The organism is Pseudoalteromonas sp. NEC-BIFX-2020_002 (genome assembly GCF_013002825.1).
GTDB lineage: Bacteria > Pseudomonadota > Gammaproteobacteria > Enterobacterales > Alteromonadaceae > Pseudoalteromonas > Pseudoalteromonas neustonica.
Genome location: NZ_JABEPJ010000002.1, coordinates 393,329 through 417,192, shown reverse-complemented (window position 1 = coordinate 417,192; position 23,864 = coordinate 393,329). Strand labels below are relative to the sequence as shown.

22 protein-coding genes are annotated in these 23,864 nt (G+C 39.7%); 16 read left to right on the top strand and 6 right to left on the bottom strand.

The features are described 5' to 3' along the window. Window positions 1-239 precede the first annotated feature (239 nt). The 5 genes from mpl to trmB are packed head-to-tail and all read left to right on the top strand — an operon-like array spanning window position 240 to window position 4,596. Window positions 240-1,592 carry a UDP-N-acetylmuramate:L-alanyl-gamma-D-glutamyl-meso-diaminopimelate ligase gene (gene mpl, locus HJP15_RS04090; RefSeq protein WP_054204341.1) on the top strand — a complete coding sequence of 451 codons (1,353 nt, stop codon included), beginning with the start codon at window positions 240-242 and terminating at the stop codon, window positions 1,590-1,592. 15 nt (window positions 1,593-1,607) lie between these two features. Then, a complete protein-coding gene (locus HJP15_RS04085) occupies window positions 1,608-2,231 on the top strand; it encodes a flavin prenyltransferase UbiX (RefSeq protein WP_054204340.1) in 624 nt (207 codons plus the stop codon). Beyond that, a complete protein-coding gene (locus HJP15_RS04080) occupies window positions 2,228-3,160 on the top strand; it encodes an ABC transporter ATP-binding protein (protein ID WP_054204339.1) in 933 nt (310 codons plus the stop codon). The genes HJP15_RS04085 and HJP15_RS04080 overlap by 4 nt, the downstream gene beginning before the upstream one ends. Continuing rightward, window positions 3,161-3,928 (top strand): ABC transporter permease, encoded by a 768-nt coding sequence (locus HJP15_RS04075; protein WP_054204338.1) that lies wholly within the window; start codon window positions 3,161-3,163, stop codon window positions 3,926-3,928. Continuing rightward, window positions 3,928-4,596, top strand: a complete 669-nt coding sequence (trmB, locus tag HJP15_RS04070; protein WP_054204337.1) for a tRNA (guanine(46)-N(7))-methyltransferase TrmB — start codon at window positions 3,928-3,930, stop codon at window positions 4,594-4,596. Before HJP15_RS04075 ends, trmB begins: the two co-directional genes overlap by 1 nt. On the opposite strand, the gene HJP15_RS04065 is transcribed toward trmB, so the two are convergent. Continuing rightward, a complete protein-coding gene (locus HJP15_RS04065) occupies window positions 4,526-6,463 on the bottom strand; it encodes a bifunctional diguanylate cyclase/phosphodiesterase (RefSeq protein ID WP_054204336.1) in 1,938 nt (645 codons plus the stop codon). The genes trmB and HJP15_RS04065 overlap by 71 nt on opposite strands. A gap of 271 nt (window positions 6,464-6,734) precedes the next feature. Here HJP15_RS04065 and panP point away from each other — a divergent pair, with 271 nt between their 5' ends. Further along, window positions 6,735-8,363, top strand: a complete 1,629-nt coding sequence (panP, locus tag HJP15_RS04060) for a pyridoxal-dependent aspartate 1-decarboxylase PanP (protein ID WP_170173119.1) — start codon at window positions 6,735-6,737, stop codon at window positions 8,361-8,363. A gap of 48 nt (window positions 8,364-8,411) precedes the next feature. Here panP and argE read toward each other — a convergent pair whose 3' ends face one another. After that, entirely contained in the window at window positions 8,412-9,560 is a 1,149-nt protein-coding gene (argE, locus tag HJP15_RS04055) for an acetylornithine deacetylase (RefSeq protein ID WP_054455129.1), read from the bottom strand. A 214-nt stretch (window positions 9,561-9,774) separates the two neighbouring features. Between argE and argC the strand changes: the two genes are divergently transcribed. From argC to HJP15_RS04020, 7 genes are all read left to right on the top strand, one after another. Continuing rightward, window positions 9,775-10,779 carry an N-acetyl-gamma-glutamyl-phosphate reductase gene (gene argC / locus HJP15_RS04050; RefSeq protein WP_170173118.1) on the top strand — a complete coding sequence of 335 codons (1,005 nt, stop codon included), beginning with the start codon at window positions 9,775-9,777 and terminating at the stop codon, window positions 10,777-10,779. A 6-nt stretch (window positions 10,780-10,785) separates the two neighbouring features. After that, window positions 10,786-11,547, top strand: coding sequence for an acetylglutamate kinase (argB, locus tag HJP15_RS04045; RefSeq protein ID WP_054204332.1), 762 nt, complete (start codon window positions 10,786-10,788; stop codon window positions 11,545-11,547). A gap of 8 nt (window positions 11,548-11,555) precedes the next feature. After that, complete coding sequence (locus tag HJP15_RS04040) at window positions 11,556-12,476, top strand: ornithine carbamoyltransferase (protein WP_054204331.1); 921 nt, start codon at window positions 11,556-11,558, stop codon at window positions 12,474-12,476. A gap of 10 nt (window positions 12,477-12,486) precedes the next feature. Next, entirely contained in the window at window positions 12,487-13,689 is a 1,203-nt protein-coding gene (locus tag HJP15_RS04035) for an argininosuccinate synthase (protein ID WP_169326553.1), read from the top strand. Between the two features lie 55 nt (window positions 13,690-13,744). After that, window positions 13,745-15,610: an argininosuccinate lyase gene (argH, locus tag HJP15_RS04030; RefSeq protein WP_170173117.1), complete on the top strand. Its 1,866-nt coding sequence runs from the start codon at window positions 13,745-13,747 to the stop codon at window positions 15,608-15,610. A gap of 290 nt (window positions 15,611-15,900) precedes the next feature. Beyond that, window positions 15,901-16,113 carry a hypothetical protein gene (locus HJP15_RS04025; RefSeq protein WP_170173116.1) on the top strand — a complete coding sequence of 71 codons (213 nt, stop codon included), beginning with the start codon at window positions 15,901-15,903 and terminating at the stop codon, window positions 16,111-16,113. 17 nt (window positions 16,114-16,130) lie between these two features. After that, on the top strand, window positions 16,131-16,664 hold the full coding sequence (locus HJP15_RS04020; protein ID WP_249365784.1) for a hypothetical protein: 534 nt from the start codon (window positions 16,131-16,133) through the stop codon (window positions 16,662-16,664). 630 nt (window positions 16,665-17,294) lie between these two features. On the opposite strand, the gene coaD is transcribed toward HJP15_RS04020, so the two are convergent. Then, window positions 17,295-17,777, bottom strand: coding sequence for a pantetheine-phosphate adenylyltransferase (coaD, locus tag HJP15_RS04015; RefSeq protein WP_054204325.1), 483 nt, complete (start codon window positions 17,775-17,777; stop codon window positions 17,295-17,297). Window positions 17,778-18,027: 250 nt separating this feature from the next. On the opposite strand from coaD, the gene HJP15_RS04010 reads away from it, so the two are divergent. Both HJP15_RS04010 and thiI read left to right on the top strand, forming a co-directional pair. After that, on the top strand, window positions 18,028-18,678 hold the full coding sequence (locus HJP15_RS04010; RefSeq protein ID WP_054204324.1) for a TetR/AcrR family transcriptional regulator: 651 nt from the start codon (window positions 18,028-18,030) through the stop codon (window positions 18,676-18,678). Window positions 18,679-18,783: 105 nt separating this feature from the next. Beyond that, complete coding sequence (thiI, locus tag HJP15_RS04005) at window positions 18,784-20,241, top strand: tRNA uracil 4-sulfurtransferase ThiI (RefSeq protein ID WP_054204323.1); 1,458 nt, start codon at window positions 18,784-18,786, stop codon at window positions 20,239-20,241. A 30-nt stretch (window positions 20,242-20,271) separates the two neighbouring features. Here the strand turns inward: thiI and HJP15_RS04000 are convergent, their stop codons facing one another. Continuing rightward, window positions 20,272-21,180, bottom strand: coding sequence for a ketopantoate reductase family protein (locus HJP15_RS04000; RefSeq protein WP_054455143.1), 909 nt, complete (start codon window positions 21,178-21,180; stop codon window positions 20,272-20,274). Beyond that, window positions 21,173-21,523 (bottom strand): VanZ family protein, encoded by a 351-nt coding sequence (locus HJP15_RS03995; protein WP_054204321.1) that lies wholly within the window; start codon window positions 21,521-21,523, stop codon window positions 21,173-21,175. The genes HJP15_RS04000 and HJP15_RS03995 overlap by 8 nt, the downstream gene beginning before the upstream one ends. Window positions 21,524-21,684: 161 nt before the next feature. Here HJP15_RS03995 and HJP15_RS03990 point away from each other — a divergent pair, with 161 nt between their 5' ends. Then, window positions 21,685-22,167 carry a YajQ family cyclic di-GMP-binding protein gene (locus HJP15_RS03990; protein ID WP_054204320.1) on the top strand — a complete coding sequence of 161 codons (483 nt, stop codon included), beginning with the start codon at window positions 21,685-21,687 and terminating at the stop codon, window positions 22,165-22,167. 81 nt (window positions 22,168-22,248) lie between these two features. Here the strand turns inward: HJP15_RS03990 and HJP15_RS03985 are convergent, their stop codons facing one another. Next, entirely contained in the window at window positions 22,249-23,799 is a 1,551-nt protein-coding gene (locus HJP15_RS03985) for a tryptophan halogenase family protein (protein WP_349304608.1), read from the bottom strand. Window positions 23,800-23,864: the final 65 nt, after the last annotated feature.

Sequence of the window (23,864 nt, the reverse complement as noted above, 5' to 3'; positions counted from 1 at the left end):
TAACCTTGCTTTAAAATTGAACTGCAATGTTAATTTTGCTCAAAAAGTGACGAGTGATATTTGAGCAGTTGAGCAAGAGTAGGGGAACTTTTTAGTTTATATGCTATTAGTTACCATCTAGCACAAGTGTTGTGTTAGATGATAATGGTAACTGAGCACTATTTTTGGCATTATATCAGCTTCATTTTTTATCTCTTTTTTAGTGCTGCATAAGCTATTTTTAGCGGCAAAGGAATAATATGCATATTCATATTTTAGGTATTTGTGGCACTTTTATGGGCGGTATTGCGGCGATTGCTAAGTCGCTTGGGCATACTGTAACGGGCTCAGATCTAAACGTGTATCCACCAATGAGCACACAACTCGAAGAGCTAGGTATTAAATTAATGCAGGGCTATGATGTCTCTCAGTTAGACCCTGCGCCAGACATGGTTGTGATTGGTAATGCAATGAGTCGCGGTAACCCATGTGTTGAATATGTATTAGATAAAGGGCTACCTTATACCTCAGGCCCTGAATGGTTGAAGCATAATTTGCTGCAAAATTCATGGGTACTGGCTGTTGCAGGTACTCACGGTAAAACCACTACCGCAAGTATGCTGGCCTGGATTTTAGAATATGCAGGTTTAAAGCCGGGTTTTTTAATCGGTGGCATTGTGCAAAATTTTGGCTTGTCTGCCCGAGTTGGCGAAACGCCATTTTTTGTTATTGAAGCCGATGAGTACGACACTGCATTTTTTGATAAACGCAGCAAGTTTGTTCACTACCTACCACGCACGCTTATTTTAAATAACCTTGAATTTGATCATGCGGATATTTTCGACGATTTAAACGCCATTAAAAAACAATTTCATCATTTGATGCGTACACTACCAAGTAGTGGCAAAGTAATTTGGCCCCAGCAAGATAACGCATTGCAAGCTGTGGTAAAGCAAGGCTGTTGGAGTGAAAGTGAAACACTCGGCGCAGATTGGAACTATCAGCTTATCAAGGCTGATGGTAGCGAGTTTACTGTGTTACTTAATGATCAGAGTCAAGGCACTGTAAAATGGCAAGCGTTTGGTGAGCATAATGTGAAAAACGCGATTATGGCAATTGCTGCCGCACGTCATGTAGGTATTGCTATCCCGCATAGTATTGCGGGGTTAGGAGAGTTCATTAGCCCAAAACGCAGAATGGAGCTTAAAGCGGATATTGCCAATATTAAAGTGTATGACGATTTTGCTCATCACCCTACGGCTATCACTACAACACTTGCAGGGCTGCGCGCAAAAGTGGGTGATGAAAAAATTATCGCTATACTCGAGCCGCGTTCAAACACTATGAAAATGGGTGTGCATCAACATACCTTATTAGCGTCGTTAGTCGATGCTAATGATGTGTATCTATTTGAGCCTGACAATTTAGCATGGTCATTAAGCGAACAAGCAAAACAAGCAGAAATGGTATGCTTAAGTAATACCAATGAGATTATTGAGCAAGTCGTTGCAAGCGCTCAGCCACAACAACATATTTTAATCATGAGCAATGGCGGCTTTAACGGCCTTCATGATAAGTTAATTACCGCTTTGCAGCATAAATTTATACAGTAATAAACCGGAGCGACAGTGCAATATAAAGAAACTATTACGCTTGCCTTTAGTGGCGCGTCAGGTGCGCCATATGGCTTACGATTACTTGAAGTATTGCTCGCGCAGCAGTTTCGCGTGTATGTGTTGATCTCAAGTGCTGCTCGTGTAGTACTTGATACTGAATCAAACATAAAGTTATCAGGTAATGAAGATAAGGCGACCGAGCAATTAAGTACATTATTTAATGCACCAGCAGGTCAGTTACAAGTATTTGGTAAAGATAACTGGTTTAGCCCGGTAGCGTCAGGCTCTGCCGCACCGAAAAAAATGGTTGTATGCCCGTGTAGTGCAGGGTCAGTCTCTGCGATTGCAATGGGGGCGTCAGATAATCTATTAGAGCGTGCAGCAGATGTAGTGATTAAAGAGCGCGGTCAGTTAATTTTAGTGCCACGAGAAACACCATTTAGTGAAATTCATCTTGAGAATATGCTAAAACTCGCCAAGCTTGGGGTGACCATAATGCCTGCGGCACCAGGGTTTTATCATCAACCGCAAACCATTAATGACTTAGTTGACTTTATGGTTGCGCGTATTCTAGATCATTTAAATATTGAACATACCCTCACTAAACGTTGGGGTTATGGGGAAGGGAAATCATGAGTAAAGCACTTGCTTTGAATATTGAAGGTCTTACTAAGGTTTATAAAAATGGTGTTGAAGCAGTCAAAGGCATTGATCTGCAAGTGTATGAAGGCGATTTTTTTGCATTACTTGGGCCTAATGGCGCGGGTAAATCAACGACCATAGGCGTGATTTCGTCATTGGTTAATAAAAGCCAAGGCAAAGTGGAAGTATTTGGTCATAACATTGATACCGATTTAGAAGCCGCTAAATCGCAGCTTGGTCTTGTACCGCAAGAATTTAACTTTAGCCAGTTTGAAACCCTTACACAAATATTAGTTAATCAAGCCGGTTACTATGGTGTACCGCGAAAATTAGCCCATCAGCGAGCTGATAAATACTTAGCGCAATTAGGCTTACTCGAGAAAAAAGACAAACAAGCGCGTACTTTATCGGGCGGTATGAAGCGTAGGTTAATGATTGCCCGTGCGTTAATGCATGAACCAAAACTGCTTATTTTAGATGAGCCAACAGCGGGTGTTGATATTGAGCTGCGCCGTTCTATGTGGGATTTTTTACGCCAAATTAATGAGCAAGGTGTAACGATTATCCTTACTACACATTATTTAGAAGAAGCTGAATTATTGTGTAAAAATATCGCTATTATTGACTCAGGTATTATCGTTGAAAATACCACGATTAAAGCATTGCTTGCCAAATTAGATAAAGAAACGTTTATTCTGGATTTAAAACAACCAGTACAGCCGGTTACAGTCACGCTTGATGGCTATAAATTTACAATGGCTGATGATCATACCATTGAAGTAGAAGTGGCAAAATCACAAGGTTTGAATGCGGTATTTACAGCATTAACTGAGCAGGGTAATACCGTACTTAGTATGCGTAATAAAGCGAACAGGTTAGAAGAGTTGTTTGTCGGTTTACTAGAGCAAGGGCGGGGCAAGTAGATGTTTAAATATGGCGTAGCCTTAAAAAGTTTATGGTTTAAAGAATGCATTCGATTTTTACGTATTTGGATTCAAACCTTAGTGCCACCTGCGATTACCATGAGTTTATATTTTGTGATTTTTGGTAATTTAATAGGCTCTCGTATCGGTGATATGGGCGGTTTTAGCTATATGGAGTTTATTGTTCCTGGTCTAATCATGATGTCGGTGATCACTAACTCCTACTCTAATGTGGCTTCAAGTTTTTATTCAACCAAGTTTCAAAAAAGTATTGAAGAGCTATTAGTCGCGCCAGTGCCTAATTATATCATTGTGCTGGGTTACATGGGCGGCGGTATGACGCGTGGTATGCTGGTGGGGTTAATTGTTACGTGTGTATCTTTGTTATTTGTTGATATTCAAATCCATAACGTATTTGTGATCATAGCGACGGTAATATTAACATCAGCGGTATTTGCATTAGGTGGTCTGATTAATGCTATTTACGCGAATAGCTTTGACGATATTAGTATTATTCCTACCTTTGTTCTAACACCGCTGACTTATTTAGGTGGGGTATTTTACTCAATCACGTTATTACCAGAATTTTGGCAGGGGGTATCGCAGATTAACCCAATTATTTATATGGTTAATGCCTTTAGGTATGGCTTTTTAGGCGTATCAGATGTTGATTTATCTGTTGCATTTGGTGTGTTGTTGTTATTTATTACAGCACTATTTACAGTCGCGTTGACGTTAATTAAAAAAGGTGTGGGGTTAAGACACTAATGAGTGATGCAAATTCACGAAGTATTGTATCTAATCAACAAGGCTTGCATGAAAAGCTGGATGAGATAGTTAATAAACATTTAACTGCTGAGTTTAAAAAACCCATTGCAGCGCATACGCAAATGGCATTTGATCAAGTAAATGAAAAAGTGCAGGCTTTTGCTGGACCCATTATTTTAGATTCGTGTTGTGGCGTAGGCGAAAGTACTGCTAATTTAGCAAAGCGTCACCCAGATGCGTTAGTGATAGGTATTGATAAGTCATCACATCGTTTAGATAAGCATGACATTGAATACAAGCAAACAGACTCGGGCCAGTATATTTTAGTGCAAGCTGACCTTAATGATTTTTGGCGTTTAGCTGTTGCTGCCAATTGGCAGCCAACGCACCATTATTTGTTGTATCCAAATCCATGGCCTAAAGCTAAGCATATTCAACGGCGTTGGCACGGCGCTGCTATCTTCCCATTCATCGTTAAGTTAGGCGGGTTACTCGAAGTTCGCAGTAACTGGGATATCTACGTAAAAGAGTTTGCTCAAGCATTACAGTTGACTGGGCAGCATTGTGAAGTAGAACTATTTAGTAGCGATACCGCCATTACTCCGTTTGAGAGAAAGTATTGGGCGAGCTCTCAGCAGAGCCACCGATTAGTGATTGCGCTGTTATAGTCTTTTTTAAACGACTACTTATTTGTGGCGCTGGTTCGGCAAAGTAATAACCTTGCATCAGCGTCACATTTGCCTTTAACAAGGCATCGACAATCGCTTTATTTTCTACCCATTCAGCAATCAGTTGTAAGTTTAGTTGCTTTGAAAAGCTGGCAATGTGCTCAATATAGAGATATATATCTTTATCGTGAATTATTTGTCTGATCAATGTACCGTCTAGTTTAATGCCATCAACTTCTAATTTTAAGACATTAGATATATTAGAATACCCAGTACCAAAATCATCAATGAAGACCTTTACGCCTCGTTGCCTAACCATTGCAATAAACGCTTTAACTTCAGAAAAGTTAGCGATAGCTTCTGTTTCGAGTAACTCTAAGGTGATATTTCTAGGTTGAGGATAACGTTTTAGTTCACTTTCTAAAAACTCACTTAAACCGGGGTCAAGCATATCTTGGGCGGTAATATTTATACTCCAGCATATACTGGTTTTTCGGAATCGTTCAAAGCATTGCGTTAGCATAGATCGCGTTAACATGCCGTCCATGCGCGAGCGGTTTACAACATTTAAAAATGCGTCAGGTTTTAATATTTCACCTTGGCAAGTAATCATCCGAGCTAAGCATTCATATTGGATTATTTTGTTATGCGTACTGTCATAGATTGCTTGAAAATAGGGAACAATGCGGTTGTTTTCAAAGGCCTCTCTAACTTCTTTTGCCATTTCAACATTGTATTGGTATTGGCTTTTTACATCATGTAGAGCTTTTGAGTAATTAACAACAGTATGACGCCCTTGCTTTGCTTGTAGTGCGGCAATGTGGGCATTCTCAAGTAGCATAGATTTATTGCCGTTAGCGATACCAGCGCATAAAGTAATATAAATAAATGGGTTAGTAAGTAGTGGAGTGCTGCAATTATACTCTTCAATAATGTTAACAAAGCTGTTGTTATTATCATCGAATGAAGTAAGTAGAACAATCTTATTCGTTGCTAAACGAAATATTCGGCTGTCGGTTGGCCGACGTTTATTAAAATGCTCTAACAGGTTTTTCATTACTCTGTCGCCAACTTCGGTGCCATAAAAGCTATTTATATCTTCTATTTCATTGACCCAGATAACAGCAAGTTGCATATGGTGAAGTGGTGATTTTTTGATGAAATATTCAAGCGCAATATGATTGGCAAAGCCACTAGCTGAATCAGTCGATATGGCACGTTTTAATAAAAATATATAAATGCCAGCAACCAATAACGCAATGAAAAAGAAAAAGCTAGCCATAGCAGCTGCTTTTGAAGCACTTAACTGTAGACGTTGATTTAGGTCATAAATAGTAATATCGGCACCAGTAATATAAGTAACACCATTACTATCAACAAAAGGAATAAAGATTGTTTTAAAGTGGCCCCATTGATCTTTTGATATTTCGAATATAGGTTCAGTAGAATAAAAAGCGCCTTTATTAGCATCGGTTGCTTCAGGATAGAGGTCAAGAAGCTGTGTTACTTTCCCGGTATTTTGATCCTTTTGGGTATAACTTGAGGCGCTGAAATGGACTTGTCCATCTTTTAAAATCATCGCGTAAACATAGGCAATATCGAGAGTATTGGCAAACTCTGATAGTTGGCGACTTTTTTGTTGATATTCGCTGCGGCTGACATGTAGCCCCGCATTGAGTTGACGATGATAATCATCACCCAATATATGCTTTACACTTAGTGCCGCATTAAGCAAACGAGTATCAACACTTTGCATAATATCATTACGCGTGCTGTGGTATGTGTAGTAAACGTAAGCAAGTAAGCTGATAACAAAAACGACAAAACCGGCCATTATCCATTTGGTTCGTATACTTCCTTTTATCATGTGTGCCTCTTTTGTGGTCGCTACACCATTATACAAAAAATGGCTGTCTCAGCTATAAATAAATTACGGCGCATTTTAGCAGCAAATATTAATCAATTTATCATTAATTTGTCATGCAATTGACTGCTTTTATGGCTTTATACGAGACATTACTACTCTATTGCAGTAAAGTTAACGCATTTCGTAGAATCATTGTAGCTGGCGTTGTTTATGCTAAGGGCCTTTAATTGGGTCTTTGGATAAAAGAAAGCTACATTTACTGGGTATAAAGATGGATCAAAAGCGTTGTGCCGTCGCCTCTAAAGAAACTCTGATGCGTATATTTACCGTGCCTGAAGCACCTGACTCAACTTTGAGTAAAATCGAACTTGAGATCTCGAGCAACTTAGCAGGTTTTTTAAATGAGAACATTGCGGCAATTGAAAAGCCATTGCATGAAATTGAAAAAGATTTTCAATCAGCGGTGATCCCAGAAGATCCAACTTTTGTTTCAGCTTATGCGCAGGACATTATGGAGCAACTTGTTGCTCATTCAGTGCATACAGCCGCGCCAAGCTTTATTGGCCATATGACTTCAGCGCTACCGCATTTTGTGCTGCCACTATCTAAGTTGATGGTGGGCCTTAATCAAAACCTGGTAAAAATTGAAACCTCCAAAGCATTTACTCCCCTTGAACGCCAAGTGCTTGGCATGATGCATCATTTAGCATACGGGCAAGATGACGGTTTTTATAGTAAATGGATGCACAGTGCTAAAACATCACTCGGTGCATTTTGCTCTGGTGGCACAATTGCAAATATTACCGCGTTGTGGATTGCCCGTAACCGTTTGCTTAAAGCGGATGGGGAATTTAAAGGGATTGGTACACAGGGTTTAATTAGTGCCATGCTGCATTATGGTTATAAAGGCTTAGCGGTACTGATTTCTGAGCGTGGCCATTATTCATTGGGTAAATCAGCTGATTTATTAGGTATTGGTCGTGATAACTTTATAGCCATTAAAACGGCTGATAACAATAAGGTCGATGTTGATGCAATGCGCGCGAAAGCACATGAGTTAGAAGCGCAAGGCATAAAAGTGATGGCCATAGTAGGCGTAGCGGGCACTACTGAAACCGGCAATATTGATCCACTTGATGCCATGGCTGATTTAAGTGCAGAGCTTAACTGTCATTTTCATGTAGATGCTGCCTGGGGTGGGGCAACTTTATTATCGCAAACTCACCGATCACTTCTAAAAGGTATTGAGCGAGCAGATTCAATTACTATTGATGCGCATAAACAAATGTATGTGCCAATGGGGGCGGGGCTCGTGTTATTCAAAGACCCCACAGCGACGGATGCTATTGAGCATCATGCTGAATATATTTTACGCAAAGGTTCAAAAGACTTAGGTAGCCATACGCTCGAAGGCAGTCGCCCAGGTATGGCGATGTTAGTGCATGCTTGCTTACGAGTAATTGGCCGTAAAGGCTATGAAATATTGATTGATAAAGGCATAGAAAAAGCACAGTATTTTGCTGAATTAGTTAAAGCGGATGACGATTTTGAGCTGATCTCAGAGCCTGAATTATGTTTGCTAACATACCGTTATGTACCAAAGAAAATTAAGCAAAAAATAGCAGAAGCAGGCGAGCAAACACGGCTAGATATTTTTGCCTCACTAAATCGTTTTACCGCCAGTATGCAAAAACGTCAACGAGAAGCAGGGCGCTCATTCGTTTCGCGTACACGTTTAACACCAGCTCAGTATGATCATCAACCTACCGTGGTATTTAGAGTGGTACTTGCTAACCCACTTACATCACAGAGTATCTTAAAAGATATTTTGGCTGAGCAAAAAGAACTGGCTAAAACAGATCCTGTCTTTAAAAAATACTTATCTAAGTATATGAAGTAATAATTAATGGTGTTAGTTATGTAATTAACACCATTAATGCTTTGTACATTAGCTAAAGCAACTCGCTTTAATCATTTCACTAATAATAGTTTGCGATGGTTTTATTTTTTCCATCGCTAAAAACTCATCCGGCTGGTGAGCTTGATTAATAGAGCCTGGCCCCATAACAATGGTTTCACAGCCTAATTGCTGAATAAACGGTGCTTCAGTACAGTAATTAACTGCGACCGCTTTCTCGCCAGATATTTTTTCTGCCAGTTTAACCAATGCCGAATCAGTGCTGCCGGTGAAAGCGGGAATTGGCTCGTGCATATCGACCACACTCACTGAATCTGGGTATTGATTGTTTATTTCAGCGGCCATTTTTAGCAGCATCATTTGCAATTCTTGTACGCTTAAACCCGGCAATGGGCGCATATCAATGTGCATTTCGCAGCAGCCACAGATACGGTTTGCATTATCGCCACCGTGGATATGACCTAAGTTTAAAGTAGGGTAAGGAATAACAAAATGCTCAACTGCATACTTATTCTTTAATTCTTCTTTTAAAACTAATAATTTTGCAATCACTTTATGCATTACTTCAATGGCGTTTAAGCCGCGCTCAGGATCAGAACTGTGACCTGAACGACCCACTACTCTAATAGCACTGCTCATATGCCCTTTATGCGTGAAAACAGGCGTCATATCAGTAGGCTCACCAATAATACAGCGGGCGGGCTTTAAATTTGAGTGCTTACAAATTTGTTGCGCGCCGGCCATGGTCGTTTCTTCATCGGCGGTGGCTAAAATCAAAATTGGCTGTGTTTGTGCGCCTTTATCTAGTTCATTGATAGCGTGCAATACAAAAGCAAAAAAACCTTTCATATCAATGCTTCCTAATCCATATAATTTATTATCGTGCTCACTTAATTTAAACGGATTATAGTTCCAGCGGCTATCATCAAATGGCACGGTATCAGTATGACCAGCAAGCATTAAACCGCCATCCCCTTGGCCTCGTTTTGCGAGTAAATTAAAACGACCTTTAGCGCCCGACAATTCTGTTATTTCACATTCAAATCCAAGGCTTGTACACCAAGTGGCTAATAAATCAATCACCCCTTTATTACTCATAGACAATGACTCATCCATAGCACTAATTGAAGGCGCAGCGATCAATTGCTGATACATAGATAAAAAAGACGGTAATGACATAAAAAAATCCAAAATAAGTATTCAATCTAATTGCATAACAATATAAAAGTATTTATGATGAATATCAATTCACTTTTTAAGCATAAATATATTAAAGCGACGCAATGAATATAAAACGACGATAACCCAGTTTCATTCCTAAAATAGTGTGTTTATGCACTGTTAAACCCGATTTGAACATAAATGTAGTAATAAAAACCAAAAAGAGTAACGAATGAAAGTAGTGATTATTGGCGCAAGTGGTTATAGCGGCGCAGAATTAGCCAGTTTAGTCGCAAAACACCCACAATTAACCTTAGCTGGTTGCTATGTATCTGAGCAAAGCTTAGATAAAGGTAAATTATTAAGTGACTTGTACCCTGAGCATCTAGGTTTACTAGATTCTCCTTTATTACCGCTGAGCGAAAGTGCGTTTAGCGATATTGACAATACGGCTGACTTTGTTTGTTTATGTACTGATCATAAAGTGAGTGTTGATTTAGCGCCACGTTTTTTAAGCATGGGCAAAAAAGTATTTGATTTATCAGGTGGCTATCGTTTAAGCAGCAATGAAGATTATCAAACCTATTATGGCTTTGAACATCAGCATACAGAGTTATTGAGTGAAGCGGCATACGGATTAGTTGAGTGGAATAGCGAAGCAATTGCAAAAGCAAAGCTTGTGGCTGTGGCGGGTTGTTATCCAACAGCTGCATTAAACGCGTTAAAGCCATTACAACAAGCCGGATTATTGGCTGATCAAACTATTATTATTAATGCCGTATCAGGTGTTACAGGTGCAGGGCGTAAAGCCAGTGTGGGCACGCATTTTTGTGAAGTGTCATTAGCGCCATACGGATTATTTAATCACAGGCACAGCCCTGAAATTGAACAACATTTAGGTCATAAAGTGTTATTTACACCGCATTTAGGTAATTTTCCGCGCGGTATTTTAGAAACCATTTATGTACAACTAAAAGCAGATGTAACGCCAGAGCAAGTTACGCAAGCCTACCAAGTGCTTGTTGATGAGCCACTGATCCGATTACTGGGTAGTAAAATACCATCAATTAAAGGGGTGGCTAAGCAGCCGTTTGTGGATATTGCTTGGCAACAACAAGGGTGCCAACTGATTGTAATGGCTGCCATTGATAACTTATTAAAAGGTGCTGCTGGGCAAGCACTACAATGTATAAATTTAGCGATGGGGATACCTCATAGCACTGGTTTAAAAGGGTAATTAGTAATGCAAACATGGGTCATTAAACTCGGTGGTGCAGTACTCAATACAGAAGACGCGGCAAAAGCGTTATTTGAGGCGCTGGCATCGCAAACTCAAGCGCAATTTGTCATCGTTCATGGCGGTGGCTCACTGGTAGATAATTGGTTGAGCGAGGCGGGGTTTGCCAGTGCGAAACATCAAGGCTTACGCATCAGTCCGAAAGAGCAAATGCCTTATATTGTAGGGGCATTGGCAGGCTGTGCGAATAAACAATTAATGAGCCAAGCAATTATTGCAGGTCATAAACCGGTCGGACTTAGTTTATACGAAGCGGGCATTATTTCGTCACAAAAATTAAAAGCGCTTGGTCAAGTGGGTAATTGTGAAAGTGGTGAGCAAAGCGTGCTCCCTGAGTTGTTAAAGCTCGGACGCTTACCGCTGGTGAGCTCTATTGGCTTTGGTGATGATGGCCTTTGGTATAACGTAAATGCCGATGAAGCTGCTGCGGCAATTGCAAAAGAACTTAATGCAGAAATTATTTTTATGACTGATGTAGAGGCAGTGCTTGATGCAAATAAACAGCCGTTACATCAACTTGACACAAATCAGATCAATACTCTGATTACAGATGGAGTAATTTTGGGTGGGATGGAGGTCAAAGTAAAGACCAGCCTTCTTGCTGCCCAGCACTTACGACGCGGAGTGTATATTTCGAGCTGGCAAAAGCCAGAAAATTTAGTCGCTCTACTTGCCGGTGAGCACGTCGGAACAAAAATTACACCATAGGTTTTTATATGTTTAATCATTTTTTATCGGGTCTTGAACTAGACCAACAAGGCGCACTTAAGTTACTTAATCTTGCGCAAAAAATTAAAGCGAATCCTGCTGATTTTAGTCAAGCCCTAGCGGGTAAATCCGTGGTTACTTTATTTGAAAAGCCGAGCTTACGTACGCGTTTATCATTTGATATTGGTATTAATAAGTTAGGTGGTCATGCGGTGTATCTTGATTCGCAAAATGGTGCCATGGGCGCACGTGAATCAGTGAAAGATTTTGCTTTGAATATCGCCAGTTGGGCAGACGGCATCGTGGCACGGGTATATCAACATAAAACGTTAACTACACTTGCTGAGTTCTCGAGCGTTCCTGTGGTTAATAGCTTGTGTGATTTATATCACCCATGCCAAGCACTTGCTGACTTTTTAACACTGCAAGAAGTGTATGGTGATGTAAGCCAACTAAAACTGGCTTATTTAGGTGAAGGTAACAACGTAACTCATTCACTAATGTTGCTTGCAGCTACTTTAGGTACTGATTTCGTTGCTGTATGCCCTAAAGGCAGCTCACCGGATTCGCAAATTTTAAAGCAAGCAGAACAAATTGCAGCAATGAATGGTGCATCAGTGATGGTCAGCGACCGTGTTGAAGCGGCTGTAGGTGCTAACGCTGTGTATGCAGATACATGGGTATCAATGGGTGATGAAACGCCACTTGATCAAGTAAAAGAAAAGTACATGCCGTATCAATTAAACAAGGCGTTACTTGAACTAACAGGGGCTGACACTGTACTGCATTGCCAGCCTGCACACCGTGAGTTTGAAATTACTTCAGAAGTAATGGATGGTCCGGCGTCAAAAATTATACAACAAGCAGAAAATCGTATGCATGCGCAAAACGCGTTGCTTGTTTCATTATTAAATCCAAATTTTGTGTAAGGTATCACCAATGCGTTCTATTAAAAAAGTTGTATTAGCCTATTCTGGTGGTTTAGATACGTCGGCCATTGTGCCATGGTTAAAAGAGAACTACGGCTGTGAAGTCATTGCTTTTGTGGCCGATGTAGGTCAAGGCGCAGAAGAGCTTGAAGGTGTTGAAGCAAAAGCGATCGCATCAGGTGCATCTGAGTGTTATGTCGTTGACCTAAAAGATGAGATGGTAAGTGACTATATTTATCCAACGCTTAAAACAGGTTCAATCTACGAAGGTACTTATTTATTAGGTACGTCAATGGCACGTCCTATTATTGCAAAAGCGCAGGTTGAAATTGCTCGCAAAGTAGGTGCTGATGCACTTTCTCATGGTTGTACTGGTAAAGGTAATGACCAAGTACGTTTTGAATCGTGTTTTGCCGCGCTTGCTCCAGATCTTCAAGTGATTGCGCCATGGCGTGAGTGGGATTTATCAAGCCGTGAGTCATTACTTGATTACTTAGCAGAGCGTGATATTCCATGTTCAGCGTCTGCAACTAAAATCTACAGTCGTGATGCAAACGCGTGGCATATTTCGCACGAAGGTGGTGAGCTTGAAGATCCGTGGTGCCAACCAAGTGAGCAAGTTTGGACATGGACTAATTCACCAGAGCAAGCGCCGAATGAACCTGAGTTTGTTACCTTAAAGGTAGTTGAAGGTGAAGTAGTTGCGGTAAATGGCGAACAACTTAAACCGTATGACTGTTTAGTTAAACTTAATGATATTGCATCCCCGCATGGCGTTGGTCGTGTTGATATCGTTGAAAACCGCTTAGTGGGCATGAAATCACGTGGTTGTTATGAAACACCAGGTGGGACAGTGATCATGGCTGCATTACAAGCGATTGATGAGCTAGTACTTGATAAAGCAAGTCGTAAATGGAAAGAAGTATTGGGCGGCGAGTTCTCACACCTAGTCTATGACGGTCGTTGGTTTACACCACTTAAAGACTCAATATTAGCGGGCGCAGAAGCATTATCAACTGTTGCTACTGGCGAAGTTATTCTTAAGCTTTATAAAGGCCAAGTAACTGCGGTTCAGAAAAAATCACCAAATAGCTTATACAGCGAAGACTTTGCAACATTTGGTGCAGATGATGTGTACGACCAATCGCATGCAGAAGGTTTTATTCGTTTATTCTCGCTTTCAAGCAGAATTTCAGCACTCGCGAAGAAGTAATTTTACAAAAGCCCCGTACATAAAGCGGGGCAATTTCAGGGTTTGGAGATATTTCATGGCATTATGGGGCGGACGTTTTTCTACGGGTCCAGATGAGGCGTTTAAACAATTTAACGACTCACTTCCCTTCGATTATCAACTCGCAGAGCAGGACATTGTTGGCTCTGTTGCATGGGCTGGTGCCTTAAAGCAAGTTGATGTATTAAGCAGTAGCGAGCATCAATCGCTAGTAGCAGCATTAAATGAATTACTCGACGAAGTAAAAGCTGATCCACAAGCAGTGGCAACTTCGGGCGCTGAGGATATTCATTCTCATGTTGAAGCTGCTTTAATCGAAAAAGTGGGCGATTTAGCTAAAAAACTACACACTGGACGTAGCCGTAACGACCAAGTTGCTACAGATTTTCGTCTATGGTGTCGTGATACCGCCGATCATTTACTTGAAGCGCTAGCGCAGTTAAAAGGTGAATTTATTGCTTTAGCTGAACGTGAGCTAGGAACTATTTTACCGGGTTACACCCATTTACAACGTGCTCAACCATTGCTATTTAGTCATTGGTGTATGGCGTATGTTGAAATGCTTGAGCGTGATGAAAGTCGTTTAGCTGATGCTAAAGCCCGTATGAATTTTTGCCCATTAGGCAGTGGCGCACTTGCCGGTACGGCGTACCCAATAGATAGGCAAACTCTTGCCGCAGGGCTAGGTTTTACCGCTGCGACAAAAAATAGTTTAGATGCTGTGTCAGACCGGGACTTTGTTGTTGAGTTATTAAGCTGTGCGTCAATCTCCATGATCCATTTATCGCGTATGTCAGAAGATTTGATCTTCTACAACTCGGGTGAAGCCGGGTTTATAGAGTTGGCAGATAATGTCACTTCAGGCTCATCATTGATGCCGCAAAAGAAAAACCCCGATGCACTGGAGCTTATTCGTGGTAAAACAGGCCGTGTATTTGGTGCCTTTAGTGCCATGATGATGACCTTAAAAGCCCTGCCACTTGCTTATAATAAAGATATGCAAGAAGACAAAGAAGGCTTATTTGATGCAATGCCTACATGGCTTGCGTGCATTCATATGGCTCAGGCGTGTCTCAAGGGGGTTAAAGTTAACGGCGAACGAACTTTAGCAGCAGCTAAGGGTGGGCACTCAAATGCAACCGAACTTGCAGACTACTTGGTAGCTAAAGGTATACCCTTTAGAGAGGGGCATCATATTGTGGGTGTGCTTGTGCAAATGGCTATCGCACAAGGGAATAACTTAGAGGATTTAAGTTTAGAACAGTTCCAATCAGTGCATAGTATTTTTGAACAAGATGTATATGCTGTATTAGAAATAGACGCATGTATAAAAGCACGTCAAGCATTGGGTGGCACATCGTTAGAGCAAGTTACCATTGCAGTTAAAGATGCCAAAAAAAAACAGCAAATAACGGTACGCGACGCTAATCTTGATGATGTTGAAGGTATTGCGAAGCTAATACAACACTGGGCTACCGTAGGTGAAAATTTACCACGTGCTAAAAGCGATATGGTGCATTCTATTAATGAATTTGCTGTGACACAAGTGAACGGGAAAGTTGCAGGCTGTGCGTCATTGTATATTTATGATACCGGCCTTGCTGAAATACGCTCCTTGGGTATTGACCCTGATACAGGCGTAACTGGACAAGGGCGGCAGCTGGTGGAGCATTTACTAACTAAAGCCAAAAAGTTGGCGCTTAATCGTATTATCGTTTTGACGCGAGTCCCTGATTTTTTTGAAAAACAAGGCTTCACATTCTGTACTAAAGACAGCTTACCAGAGAAGGTAATGAAAGATTGTGAACTGTGTTTACGTAAAGATAATTGCGATGAAGTCGCAATGGAATTTATTTTGAAGCTAAGTAATAGTGCGGAGATCCCGTGTAAAAACGTGGCTTAAAATCCCTGGATATAAAAGACGTACGGTTATCCCTGTGCGTTTTTTTATATTTGACACAAACTGGTATGACCTCACCTCTGAGTTTTCAAGTTGCAAATCGGCTATTTAAATTTACTAGATCAAAAAAGATCAATTTTATAAAAAGTTGGATCGTAAATTGCTATTAGGTACATGAGATGGATAAAAATTGATTCATCTTTACAAAAACGCCAAAAATTTAACAGAGCGTTATCAACAGCGACTTAAAACTGCTTAGGTCACTATTAACATTAAATGAAAGGAATAGTCTCATGCAAGTTACAGGTAATAGCCAATTACAAATGCAAGCATACAGCTCTATGCAACAATCAAAGCCCGCTTTAGAACAAAGCGCTAGCAATAAAACCCTACAATCTGATACAGTGTCTATATCTAATGAGGCTTTGCTTGCATCGAAAGGCGAAGCTGAAATTCAACGTGGCGGTGGGATTATCGTATTAGACCCAGATAAGCGCCCAAGATAGATTACTATGAGTGGCAGATGTATTTAACAGAACATTTTGGTTTGTCTTTAGGAGCCCTTGTAGTTTGGGGCTTTATGATGGCTTTCTTTTTTAATCTATTTTTATGGTTTGCTGATTTAAAGCGAGATAAAGTTCTGTTAATTACGTCTTTTTTTGCTTTTATATCTTATTTTGTTAGTGATCACCTATTTACTTGGTTTGAAAGTTCTCAAATCTACTTACAATGGGCACTTTATGATATTGCAACATTAGGGGTCATATTCGCTAGTGCTTTCATGGTTAAACCTAATCTAAAGAGCCCTGCATTTTTCTATGTCGTTTTAGGGCTGATAGCGAACACGTTTCTTTTTTTCAGTATGTATTATGATCTTCATGTTATTGAAAATACAAAAACTTGGATTCTCTGGGACATATATTCTTTTGGTGTGAATATTATTGATTTTACAATGATAGTTGCCTTGATTGTCGATCGTGATATTTTAGGTTTAATTAAGCTTAAACATGTAGTTATGTCTTTCTTCAAAACTCGCCGTATTAACCACTCTATCTAAATTATGGTTATTAATGATGTAATAGGCCCTTACATCGGTGTGTTTATCGAGTGGGGCTTTTTAATGGCTTTTCTCTATAATTTAGTGTCAAGGCTTAACAATCCAGATAAAGCAATTGTGCAGGTTGCTTTTATTATGGCGTCTTCATACCTATTGAGTGATTTATATAAATTTACTCATTCAAATTATTTGAACTGGTTAATATACGATATATTAACTGTTTTAGTGTTAGTTATGTGGCACTATCATATTATTAAAAAAGATATTTCCATTATTTATTACCTCTATATTGGGTTAGCTTTCAACTCGATATTAATGATCGCAATCCATACTGATATTTACATATTAGACAATAAAGAGCAGTGGTGGCTCTGGTCAGTCTACTCGCTAGGAGTTAACTTATCCGACATCATGATGATTATTGCTCTTGTGCTGAATAAGGACTTTCTTGGTTTTGCTAAGTGTTATAAATGGATTTTAAAGAACAAAACACTCTCCCAATCGCGCTGCATTTAATAGCCCATGGCTATGTTGCCACAAGCTCATCATTATTTACTTTTTAAAAATAAACTGCTGAGCTTCCTTAGCCCAAAGATGGCTGCGGAAACTCATTATTGTTTAAAGGCTGTTTTAGCCATGTAGCTTATCTTGTAATGCCTTGACTACTAAAGGACTTACAAACTCGCTTACATCTCCTTTGTGACGCGCTACTTCTTTAACTAAGGTTGAAGAGATAAATGAATTTTTCTCAGCGGGTGTGAGAAATACACTTTCTAAATCGGGGTTTAATCGCCTATTCATATTGGCGAGCTGAAACTCATAATCAAAATCAGACACCGCCCGAATCCCTCGGATCAATACATTGGCATTATGATCACGGGCAAGATCAGCAAGTAATCCTGAGAAACCAATCACGCTTACATTATCAATATGAGTTAATAAACTATTTGCTAGGGCTACCCGCTCATCTAAGCTAAAACATGGTTTTTTACTGGGGTTATGAGCAATGGCAACAATGACAGTATCAAACATCTTAGCTGCCCGTTGAATTAAATCTGTGTGCCCATTCGTTAATGGATCAAAGGTTCCTGGGTAAATTGCAGTGACTTTCATAAGTATCGGCTTAATGTTATGTTTGCGGCTATATTAACAGCGTTTGTAATCCAAATCAGCCTTTCCAATTGAGGGATAAGTGACACGTATGTAAATTAGTTTATTTCAATATGACGTAAACAATACGAATTATGGGTTAGAAATTTTCATGATGGTATTTAATTGTTTATTTATTGTTTATACTGCGCGGCTAATTATATTTGAGTAAACTTTGAGCATTTGCTTTAAAAACAACCTAGAGTAGCAGGATATGAGTACCAAGGATAAAATAATTCAGACTAGCATTAAGCTATTTAATGAGCACGGGGAACGTGCGATTACTACCAACCATATCTCTTCTCACATGGGGATAAGCCCTGGGAACCTTTATTATCACTTTAAGAATAAAGAGGACATTATTCGTCATATTTTTTCACTTTACAGTGAGCATTTACATACCCAGTTTCTTCCTATAGTCAAAGGCGATGAAGCACTTTCGCATTTGTCTGGCTATTTGGATGCATTATTTGAATTGATGTGGCGTTTTCATTTTTTCTATGACAATTTAGGGGATATTTTATCTCGAGATGAAGTGTTGAAAAAAGATTACATTGATTTTCAAGCCGCTTTGCTTGGTCAAGTTAGAGAAATTATAATAGGCCTGCGTGAAGGCGGGGTTATTACAATTGATGACGAAGATGCGGTTGAGCTTGCTCATATGTTGAAGATTACGGTGAGCTTTTGGACGCCCTACATCAAAGCTCGTCGTTTAAGTGGTGAGCTTATGCAGCAAGATATTTATAATGGAATTTTAAAAATATTATTGCTCGTTAAAGCATATGGGACTGAGCAAAGTATCCCAAAAATTAACTTGTTACGTGAAAAGTATAGTGAATTAGCGCAAGAAGCCGAACCTGCCTGATGGGGATTTGAGGTTTGTTTATTTCCTAGACGTTATATTTTTTGCTATAATCGCGCGCCCAACACGTGGGTGCGTGAATTCTTAAAATTGTCTAACGAGTGAACTATGCTTAAATTTATCGTCAAACTCCATCCTGAAATAGCCATTAAAAGCCGCTCCGTGCGTAAACGTTTTACAAAGTTGTTAGAGAACAACATTAAAATTGTATTACGTAAGCTTGACGAAAAAGTACAAGTTCAGAACAACTGGGACAATATATCAGTTGTCACTAAATCTGATGACGCACAAATGCGCATTGATTTTATTGATGGTCTGCAGCGCATCCCTGGTATTGTGCAATTTATTGAAGTAACTGAGACAAACTACGAAAACCTTCACGACATTTATGAGAAAGCACTCGATCTGATTGGCCACACCGTTGTTAATAAAGCATTCTGCGTACGCTGTAAGCGTCAGGGCAAGCATGACTTTACATCAACAGATGTTGAACGTTATGTTGGTGGTGGCTTAAATCAGCATGTTGAAGGGGCAAGTGTAAGGCTTAAAAATCCAGAAGTAACAATACGCCTAGAAATAAAAGATGATAAAGCATATATAGTAACGCAAACTCATTATGGTATGTCAGGTTTCCCACTACCAACTCAGGAAGATGTATTGTCACTTATGTCAGGTGGTTTTGACTCAGGTGTTGCAAGTTATCAAATGATCCGTAAGGGGGCTCGTACTCACTTTTTGTTCTTTAATCTAGGCGGCGCAGCACACGAAATTGGTGTTAAGCAAGCAAGCTATTATATCTGGAAGCAGTTTAGCTCAACGCATAAAGTTAAATTTATTAGTGTCGATTTTGAGCCAGTTGTCGCTGAAATATTAGAAAATGTTGAAAACAGTCAAATGGGCGTAATCCTCAAGCGTATGATGATGCGTGCGGGTAGCCAAATTGCTGAAAAATTAGGTATACAAGCACTTGTTACTGGTGAAAGTTTAGGTCAGGTTTCAAGCCAAACACTGGCAAATCTCAGCGTCATTGATCGTGTTACAGAAACACTTATTTTACGCCCGTTAATTCAGCATGATAAACAAGAAATTATCGATATTGCCCGTAAAATTGGTACTGCCGAGATGGCAGAGACCATGCCTGAATATTGCGGGGTTATCTCTAAAAAACCAACAGTTAAAGCAAAAATTGAGGTTGTAAAAGCAGAAGAGCAAAAGTTTGACTTTGATGTACTTAATACTGTTATTGAAAATGCACGTGTTATGGATGTGCGTGATATTGACCTTGAAGCCAAGCAAGAGCTTAAAGAGGCTGAGTCAGTTTCTGACTTACCTAGCGATGCAGTGGTTGTTGATATTCGTTCTCCAGAAGAAGAAGACGCTAAACCACTTGAAATTGATGGGATTGAAGTAGTGCATTTACCCTTCTTTCGCTTAGCAACAAAGTTTGGCGATTTACCGCAAGATAAAGACTATTACTTATATTGTGCGAAGGGCGTAATGAGCCAACTACAGGCACTTATTTTACATGATAATGGTTTTGCCAATGTAAAAGTATATCGCCCTTAAGTAAGGCCTACCTGATTGAAAAAGCGCGATTTAAATCGCGCTTTTTTTATGCCTGATGGCATCAAGAAGAGATTGATTATGTGGGGTGTTTATATCGAGTATTTTAGCCTGCTGGCAAATATAGCCACACATAGCATCGATTTCTGTTACTCGACTATGGGCAACATCCTGCTGCATTGATGAAAAGTTATTTTGTGTATCACTCATCACTTGATAAGCCGTTGCAAGCACGTCAGCAAGAGTTACATTAACGCCCATTTTTTTGGCAACGTGACATGCTTCATTTACTGTATTTAAGATTTTACGGCTAAATATGGGGGCTCTAAGGGCACCATTTTTTACGTTATAAAGTGCGGAAAGCGGATTGATGGCAATATTTATTAATAACTTTTGCCAACGAAGTTGGTTGATATGCTCACTAAAACGAATATTAGGTAAATTATTTAATTGTGATAATACCGCTTTATAGCGTGTTGCTGCAATTGCATTACAGCTGCCTAAAATACTCTCCCCGTAACCCGTGTGCGCAACCTTTATTGGCGTTACTTTAAAGCCCGCCAAACGCGTGGTTAAAAAGTATAAGCCTTGTTGGCTTTGTAATTGGCACAATAAAGGGTCTAAATCACTGAGCCCATTATGTGATAACACAATATTGCAGTTATCGCTTAAGTAGGGTTTTACAAGTGAGAAAGCGTCATTTACTTGGTATGCTTTTACTGCAAATATAACCGTGTCGAGCGCCTTGGTTTTTAATCGATTTAACTGTGTTGTATTTAATACCGTTGCCGAAATTACCTGTTGCTGCTCATTATATTGGTAGTAGTAATTGCTTTTGCAATCCCCACTTCTCGTTATTAATGTGATCTGATTATTTGCACTTAAAAAGTGGCTATATAACAGCCCTATAGCGCCATCACCGATAATTACGATATTAGCCATGGTTGGGTTTTTTACCAATGTGAAATATCAATTTAATCGTAAAATAACTTGCTGCGCCTGCAAAGTCGGCAATAAAGTCGGCAACTGAAGCTTGGCGATAAGGTAGCATTCCTTGCATAACTTCAATAGCTGCGCCATACCCAGCAAGTAAAAATATTTGTAAGAGCAAAGGAATTTTAAAAGCTTTATCCATGACAACTGCGAGTATGAAAAAAATGCCAAAATGAGCCACTTTATCAACATGTGGAAATAGATTAGCAGCACCTTTAACTTCTTTAGCAAATAAAAATGTAAAGGCCACTATACTGATTAAAAATAGGGCTTGGTATACACGCCGAGTCACAGTTAATCCTAAAATAGCTTAAAAATAGAGCCGCAGTATATCAAACATATTTAGTATCGCACCTGAACAAAGCGCAGAAAAATGTAAAGATTTATGAAATAGACGGTATAATTGTCGTCAAATCCAAATTTAAATTAAAAACATTTTGTTAGGAGAGACACATGCCTTCATTTGATATCGTTTCTGAAGTAGAAATGAACGAAGCAAAAAACGCCGTTGATAACGCTAACCGCGAATTAGAAACACGCTTTGACTTTAGAGGCGTAGATGCGTCTATTGAGCTTAATGATAAAACAATCAAACTAAAAGCTGAAGCCGACTCACAAGTAATGCAGTTGTTTGATATTTTAGCTAATAAAATTTCAAAGCGTGGCATGGACGTTTCAAGCCTAGAGCTACAAGATATTAGCCGTGCGGGTAAAAATGTATTTCGTAATGTTGCGCTTAAGCAAGGCATTGAAAAAGATATGGCTAAAAAAGTAGTTAAAGCGATTAAAGACTCAAAAGTAAAAGTACAAGCTGCTATTCAAGGTGAAGAAGTACGCGTTACGGGTAAAAAGCGTGATGACCTACAAGAAGCAATGCAAGTAGTTCGTGCTGCCGATCTTGGTCAACCGTTCCAGTTTAAAAACTTTCGCGATTAAAAGCTAGTGAGATGCTAGGGCGTATTTAAAAAGCCAAATAACATTGATGTTGTTTGGCTTTTAGTTTGGCTTACGGTTTAGCTATATCTTTGTTAAACCATAGCGCTTTATTTTTTCAATTAACTCTCTATGCGGGATAAGCTGTTGCTGACAGTAATTGGCGGCTTGCGCTATTTGCTCCATGCTGAATGCTGCCTGTTGGTGCGCTTCAAAACGTGTGGCTATGGGTTGTAAGTTGGTGGGAAACTCCATACCGTACAACACATACAAGTAATTTTCTAAGTTAAAGCCTTCTAATGCACTGGTGAAGTTATATTTGTTTGGCACAGTGTCACGCCATAAGGCTAAATTACTTTGCAGCGAATCGCTAATTGAGCTTGATGCTCGGTTATCTAGCCAAAACTGGCTGTCGTCACGACGTGAAATACAATAATGCAGCTTAATAAAATCAATTACTTTTTGCCAAAGCCCAGTAATATTGTCATTAAAGCGCTCGCTTATCGCGGGAATTGCTTTACGCGTTGCTGGGAAATTCTGCGCCAGCATCCGCGCCGTAATATCAAACACTAATAACCCTGTTGCTTCTAATGGCTCAACAAAACCTTGTGATAAACCAATGGCGATACAATTATTTTTCCATGGAGTTTTACGATAGCCTACTTGCATGGCAATTTTACGGGCGGTTAAATCATCTGCCTGTGGGCCGATATAGTCACGTAGTGTTTGCTCTGCTTGGTCATCACTGGTGTGATTGCTTGAATAAACATGGCCAATACCGCGGCGGCTAGATAAGCCAATATCCCAAATCCATCCAGCCTCTTTTGCCGTGGCGTTAGTGTAGGGGTTAATAGGATCATCTGGATTTTGATAAGGTACTTGAATTGCAAGGGCTGTATCGGCAAATAAAATATGGCTCTGGTCAATAAAAGGGACTTTAAGTTTATCGCCAAGCAATTTAGCGGCAAAGCCTGTGCAATCAATAAAAATATCGCCAGAGACCGTGCCAGCACACTTTGTTTGTAAACTTTCAATATCACCTGCAACATTGAGTTTTGCATCTAATACATCGGTTAGAATATGTTTAACGCCTAGCTTGTTGACAGCGTTGTCAGTGAGTAGCGCTGAAAACTTAGCCGCATCAAGGTGATACGCATAACTTGCCATCCCTTCAAATTCACGATGAGTCATATTTTTAGGACCAAGCCCTTGATCGCACATATAGCCTTGAGTTGATACGCTATTGGCATAGCTGGTGTTATTTTTATTAAGCAGCCAATACGGAGTCAGATCGAGCTCTTCAATATTTGGATAGTTGAATAAATGGTGAAAGTAATTTTCTTTTTTGTTATCGGTAGGGTTATCTAACCAATCAATAAACTTAATGCTGTGTTTGAAGGTAGCATCACACTGACGGATAAAATCTGTTTCGCTGATGCCAAAATGCGCTAATGTTTGACACATAACAGGCACTGTTCCTTCACCTACACCAATTGTTGGAATATTTTTTGATTCAATAAGTGTAATTTGTACGCTTAATGGGTTGGTGCAGTTAAGCGTTTTAGCGAGGTGATTAGCAGTTAGCCAACCAGCAGTGCCGCCGCCAACAATGATAACTTGTTTAATTTGTTCCACTTTTATTTACTCCAACTTTAATTACTCAACTTAAACAATGGCTTAGTTATTTTTGGATATGTACT

What these genes read in the sequence shown, in the direction of transcription:
- mpl (WP_054204341.1), top strand. Translation starts at nt 240, where the DNA reads ATGCATATTCATATTTTAGGTATTTGTGGCACTTTTATGGGCGGTATT.
- HJP15_RS04080 (WP_054204339.1), top strand. Translation starts at nt 2,228, where the DNA reads ATGAGTAAAGCACTTGCTTTGAATATTGAAGGTCTTACTAAGGTTTAT.
- HJP15_RS04075 (WP_054204338.1), top strand. Translation starts at nt 3,161, where the DNA reads ATGTTTAAATATGGCGTAGCCTTAAAAAGTTTATGGTTTAAAGAATGC.
- trmB (WP_054204337.1), top strand. Translation starts at nt 3,928, where the DNA reads ATGAGTGATGCAAATTCACGAAGTATTGTATCTAATCAACAAGGCTTG.
- HJP15_RS04065 (WP_054204336.1), bottom strand. Translation starts at nt 6,463, where the DNA reads ATGATAAAAGGAAGTATACGAACCAAATGGATAATGGCCGGTTTTGTC.
- panP (WP_170173119.1), top strand. Translation starts at nt 6,735, where the DNA reads ATGGATCAAAAGCGTTGTGCCGTCGCCTCTAAAGAAACTCTGATGCGT.
- argE (WP_054455129.1), bottom strand. Translation starts at nt 9,560, where the DNA reads ATGTCATTACCGTCTTTTTTATCTATGTATCAGCAATTGATCGCTGCG.
- argC (WP_170173118.1), top strand. Translation starts at nt 9,775, where the DNA reads ATGAAAGTAGTGATTATTGGCGCAAGTGGTTATAGCGGCGCAGAATTA.
- argB (WP_054204332.1), top strand. Translation starts at nt 10,786, where the DNA reads ATGCAAACATGGGTCATTAAACTCGGTGGTGCAGTACTCAATACAGAA.
- HJP15_RS04040 (WP_054204331.1), top strand. Translation starts at nt 11,556, where the DNA reads ATGTTTAATCATTTTTTATCGGGTCTTGAACTAGACCAACAAGGCGCA.
- HJP15_RS04035 (WP_169326553.1), top strand. Translation starts at nt 12,487, where the DNA reads ATGCGTTCTATTAAAAAAGTTGTATTAGCCTATTCTGGTGGTTTAGAT.
- argH (WP_170173117.1), top strand. Translation starts at nt 13,745, where the DNA reads ATGGCATTATGGGGCGGACGTTTTTCTACGGGTCCAGATGAGGCGTTT.
- HJP15_RS04025 (WP_170173116.1), top strand. Translation starts at nt 15,901, where the DNA reads ATGCAAGTTACAGGTAATAGCCAATTACAAATGCAAGCATACAGCTCT.
- HJP15_RS04020 (WP_249365784.1), top strand. Translation starts at nt 16,131, where the DNA reads ATGTATTTAACAGAACATTTTGGTTTGTCTTTAGGAGCCCTTGTAGTT.
- coaD (WP_054204325.1), bottom strand. Translation starts at nt 17,777, where the DNA reads ATGAAAGTCACTGCAATTTACCCAGGAACCTTTGATCCATTAACGAAT.
- HJP15_RS04010 (WP_054204324.1), top strand. Translation starts at nt 18,028, where the DNA reads ATGAGTACCAAGGATAAAATAATTCAGACTAGCATTAAGCTATTTAAT.
- thiI (WP_054204323.1), top strand. Translation starts at nt 18,784, where the DNA reads ATGCTTAAATTTATCGTCAAACTCCATCCTGAAATAGCCATTAAAAGC.
- HJP15_RS04000 (WP_054455143.1), bottom strand. Translation starts at nt 21,180, where the DNA reads ATGGCTAATATCGTAATTATCGGTGATGGCGCTATAGGGCTGTTATAT.
- HJP15_RS03990 (WP_054204320.1), top strand. Translation starts at nt 21,685, where the DNA reads ATGCCTTCATTTGATATCGTTTCTGAAGTAGAAATGAACGAAGCAAAA.